This is a genomic window from Agromyces humi, assembly GCF_009720255.1.
In the GTDB taxonomy this organism is placed as follows: domain Bacteria; phylum Actinomycetota; class Actinomycetes; order Actinomycetales; family Microbacteriaceae; genus Agromyces; species Agromyces humi.
The window spans coordinates 1-4075 of the sequence record NZ_WJSP02000339.1; the positions used below are offsets into that span (position 1 = coordinate 1).

Here is a 4075-nt window from a genome sequence, read left to right on the forward strand (position 1 = left end):
CGGCGACGGGCGACGGCTCGGCCGATCGGGCCTCCGTGCTCGATGCCGCGGTCTCGGTCAGGGATGCGGCATCCGTCGATGGCGCGGTCGCCCGGGCGACGACCTCGTCGGCGAACCCGGCTCGGGGCTCGACCGACGCGGCGGGGTCGGCGGCGCGAAGCCGCTCCACCGGGTCGAGCTCGTTGTCGTCATGCATGTCGATCACCCTCCGTGACTGCGTTCATAGACGGATATGTCCGGCGCGGCGCGAACCTTGCACCGCTACCGGAGGCGTCGGCGTCCTCGCAGCGCCGTGCCGGCAAGCGGCTAGAACGACAGCCGTTCGCCCCAGGCCTCCCGGAGGCGCTTGCGGGCACGCGAGAGCGCGGCATCCGCCCCCGAGCGGGAGATACCGAGCACCTCGGCGAGCTCGGCCCCGTCGAGGCCCTCCCACGCGTGCAGCAGGAGGATCTGCCGATCGCGCTCGCCCACGCTCGCAAGCGCCCCGCGGAGCTCGGCATCGAACAGGGCGCTCAGCTCGGGGTCGTCGCCCACGCGAACCGCCCCGGACTCGGGCACCTCGTCGACGGCGAGGTCGACCGTCTTGCGCCGGTGGTTCGCAAGCGTGAAGCCCGCGGTGCGGTAGAGCCATGGCAGCACCGCGTCGGGCGGCACGTCGGCGCGGCGGCGCCAGGCCGTCGCGAACACGTCGGCCGCGAGGTCCTCGGCGTCCTGCCGCGGCCCTCGGCGCGCGAAGTAGCGGACGAGGGCCGTCGAGTGCTCCCGCACGACTCCGGTGAACCAGGCGACCTCGTCGGAGGTCGCGGTCTGGTCGGCGCCCTCGGGCATCGCCACCCCCTCGGTCGCGTCGGTCTCGGCTGCGGTGCTGGCGATCCTCACACCCGGTATGTGTCGGATCTGCCGCGAGTCTTGCACGGAGCGAGGGGATTCGTCGTGCGCGATGCGGTGGAACCGCCTCAGTCGAACATCGGCGTCAGGAACCGGCGCTCGTAGCGCCGGAAGCAGCGGGTCTCCGCGCCGAACCGGTTGGCCTCCACGCACTCGGGGTCGGTGGTCGCGGCGATGCGGTACCGCTCGTACTCGGCCAGCGACGGGAACGTGAAGAGCGCGAACGCCTCATCGCTGTCGCCCTCGCTCGGCAGGAAGTAGCCGTGGTGCGTACCGCCGAGCCGGTTCACGAGGTGGATCCATCGCCGCCCGTACTCCTCGAAGTCGGACAGCCTGTGGGGATCGATCTCGTAGCGCAGGTGGATGGTGATCATTCGTCCACGCTCGCATCGATCGCGGGAGGGAACCCCGTGAATGCCTGCCAATCTTACGGCCCGGACCGCCGACCTCGCCCGCGACGACCCGGCACGATGCCGGTCGACTCACGCGGCGTCGAGGAACGCGATCACGGCGAGGACCCGGCGATGCGCCGAGGCGTCGTCGTCGCCGAGGCCGAGCTTGGCCAGGATCCGGTGGACGTGCTTCTCGACGGTGCCCTCGGAGACGTGCAGCACGCGGGCGATGCCGACGTTCGAGCGCCCCTGCGCCATCAGGGACAGCACCTCGCGCTCGCGAGCGGTCAGGTCGCCCAGCGGGTCCTTCGACCGCTGTGCCCGGACGAGCTCCTGCACGAGCGCCGGGTCGATGACGGATTCCCCGCCGGCGACGCGTTCCAGGGAGGCCACGAAGTCCTGCACCATCGTGACCCGCTGCTTGAGCAGGTACCCGATCCGCGGCCCGCTCCCGAGGAGCTCGATGGCGTGCTGGACCTCGACGTACGACGAGAGCACCACGATGCCGATGAAGGGGTCGGCGGCTCGGACGGCGGTCGCCGCCTCCAGCCCCTCGAGCGTGTGCGTGGGCGGCATCCGGATGTCGATGATCAGCAGGCCCGGGCGGTGCTCGCCCGCGAGCTCGAGGAGCCGGGATGCATCGGGCGCCTGGGCCACCACGTCGAACCCCGACTGGGTCAGCAGGCTCGCGAGTCCCTCCCTCAGGAGGACGTCGTCGTCCGCGATGATCACCCGGGTTCCCGGCATCACGTTCCCTGAACGAATCTCGGCATCTGTGCCAGTCTGAGCGTGCGCGAGGTTCGAGACAACAGGTTCGCCCCACATCGAGGTGTCACGTGCAGGAAGTACCCCACGAGAGCGACGTGCTCGCCGCCGAGCTGGCGGCCCTCCGGAGGACCGCGGGTCTCATCGCGCGCGGCACGCCGGCCGTGGTCGTGCTGGAGAGCGTGGCCCGTCACGTGGCGTCCTCCGTCGGGGCGGACTTCCTCGAGATCCTGCAGTTCGAGGGCCGCGACCGCCCCATGGTCGTCGCCGCGTGGGCCGCGCGTCGCGACCGGATGGTCGACCTGGATCGCTGGCCGCTCGCGGTCGACGCCCTGGCGCAGGAGATCGCCGACGCGAGGGCCGCCGTCCGGGAGGACCGCCCGCGTGCGGTGCACGACACCGCGTCGGCGATCACCAGGCAGCGGTACGGGGTGAGGTCATCGGTCGGCGCGCCCGTGCCGTTCCGGGACGAGGTCTGGGGAGCGATCCTCGTGCATTCCATCGGCCCCGCGTCGCTCCCCCCGGAGACGGAACGCCTGCTGTCGGACTTCACCGAGCTCGTGACGTCGGCGGTGGCGAACAGCACCGCCCAGGCCGCCGTCACCGAACTCGCCGCCGACCAGGCGGCGCTGCTCCGCGTGGCCGAGCTCGTCGCTCGCGAAGCGGCGCCCGACGAGGTGTTCGCAGCCGTCGCAGAAGAGCTCGGGAAGCTCCTCGGCGTCCCGGGTGCCGAGCTGCGCCGCTACGAAGCGAACGGCACCGCCACCTTCCTCGGGAGCCGGGGGCCGCTCGCGGCCGGACCGCCCACCGTGGAAGCGCCCATCGTCGTCGACGGGCGCGTGTGGGGCGCCCTCGTCGTCGGCTCCGACCGGGAACCTCCGCTGCCCCCGGACACGGAGCAGCGCATGGCGAAGTTCGCCGACCTCGTGGCCGTCGCCCTCGCCAACCTGGAATCCAGGGAGGCGCTGCGCGCATTGGCCGACGAGCAGGCGGCACTGCGCCGGGTGGCCACCACCGTCGCACGGGGGGAATGGCCGGACACCTCCGCCACCATCGTGCGAGAGGTCGCGCTGCTGCTCGGCGCGCGGGGCGCGGTGATGCTGCGGTACGAGGCCGACGAGACGATCACGGTGCTGTCGGCGTGGGGCAGCCCCGACATGACCGCCTACGTCGACCAGCGGCTGCCGTTCCAAGGGGACAATACGGCGGCGGAGGTCTGGCGAACCCATCGCCCCGCTCGGCAGGAGGACTTCGACTACGCCGTGGGCGGCCTCGCCGAGCTCAGCCGACGCGAGGGGATCACGTGTGCCGTCGCCAGCCCCGTCATCGTCGAGAACCAGCTCTGGGGGGCCATCGTCGTCGTCACCAGCGGGCCCGAGCGGCTGCCGGGTGACACCGAGGCCCGGATCGGACAGTTCACCGAACTCCTCGCGACCGCGATCGGCAACCTGAAGTCACGATCCGACCTCATCGCGTCGAGGACGAGGATCGTGCAGACCGCCGACCTGACCCGTCGCCGCTTCGAGCGCGACCTGCACGACGGCATCCAGCAGCGTCTCGTCAGCATCGCGCTGGACCTGCATGCGGTGGAGCAGTCCCTGCCCCCGGGGTCGGAAGCCTCACGCGCCCGACTCGTGGGCGTCGCCGAACAGCTGTCGGACACGCTCGAGCAACTTCGGGAGCTGTCACGGGGCCTGCATCCGGCGATCCTCTCCGAAGGCGGACTCGCCCCGGCCGTGCGCGCCCTGGCACGCCGATCCCCCGTTCCGGCGCAGCTGCAGATGGACGCCCTTCCCCGGATGGCCGACCCCGTCGAGGTCGCCGCGTACTCCGTCGTCTCGGAGGCACTCGCCAACGCGGGGAAGCACGCCGGGGCCGCGCGCGTCGACATCGCGCTCCGGTGTCGCGACGGGCACCGGCAAGTCGGCTCTCGCGCTCTGCGCGGGGCTCGAGATGGTGCTCGAACGCCAGCAGCACAAGAAGATCATGGTGTTCCGGCCGCTGTACGCGGTCGGCGGCCAGGAGCTCGG

4 protein-coding genes and 2 pseudogenes are annotated in these 4075 nt (G+C 72.0%); 2 read left to right on the forward strand and 4 right to left on the reverse strand.

The genetic code is table 11. From position 1 onward, the window contains the following. From GH736_RS18520 to GH736_RS18535, 4 genes are all read right to left on the reverse strand, one after another. On the reverse strand, positions 1-196 hold a 196-nt coding region (locus GH736_RS18520), incomplete at its 3' end, for a hypothetical protein (protein WP_159605977.1). Positions 197-306: 110 nt separating this feature from the next. Further along, complete coding sequence (locus GH736_RS18525; protein WP_235934455.1) at positions 307-879, reverse strand: RNA polymerase sigma factor; 573 nt, start codon at positions 877-879, stop codon at positions 307-309. Between the two features lie 77 nt (positions 880-956). Continuing rightward, positions 957-1262, reverse strand: coding sequence for an NIPSNAP family protein (locus GH736_RS18530; RefSeq protein ID WP_159605979.1), 306 nt, complete (start codon positions 1260-1262; stop codon positions 957-959). 108 nt (positions 1263-1370) lie between these two features. After that, positions 1371-2027 carry a response regulator gene (locus GH736_RS18535; RefSeq protein ID WP_159605981.1) on the reverse strand — a complete coding sequence of 219 codons (657 nt, stop codon included), beginning with the start codon at positions 2025-2027 and terminating at the stop codon, positions 1371-1373. 200 nt (positions 2028-2227) lie between these two features. Between GH736_RS18535 and GH736_RS18540 the strand changes: the two are divergent. Next, positions 2228-3739 (forward strand): annotated as a pseudogene (locus GH736_RS18540) (GAF domain-containing protein); the annotation flags it as partial. A 205-nt stretch (positions 3740-3944) separates the two neighbouring features. After that, positions 3945-4075: pseudogene (locus tag GH736_RS25785) on the forward strand (PhoH family protein); the annotation flags it as partial.

What these genes read in the sequence shown, in the direction of transcription:
- GH736_RS18530 (WP_159605979.1), bottom strand. Translation starts at nt 1,262, where the DNA reads ATGATCACCATCCACCTGCGCTACGAGATCGATCCCCACAGGCTGTCC.
- GH736_RS18535 (WP_159605981.1), bottom strand. Translation starts at nt 2,027, where the DNA reads ATGCCGGGAACCCGGGTGATCATCGCGGACGACGACGTCCTCCTGAGG.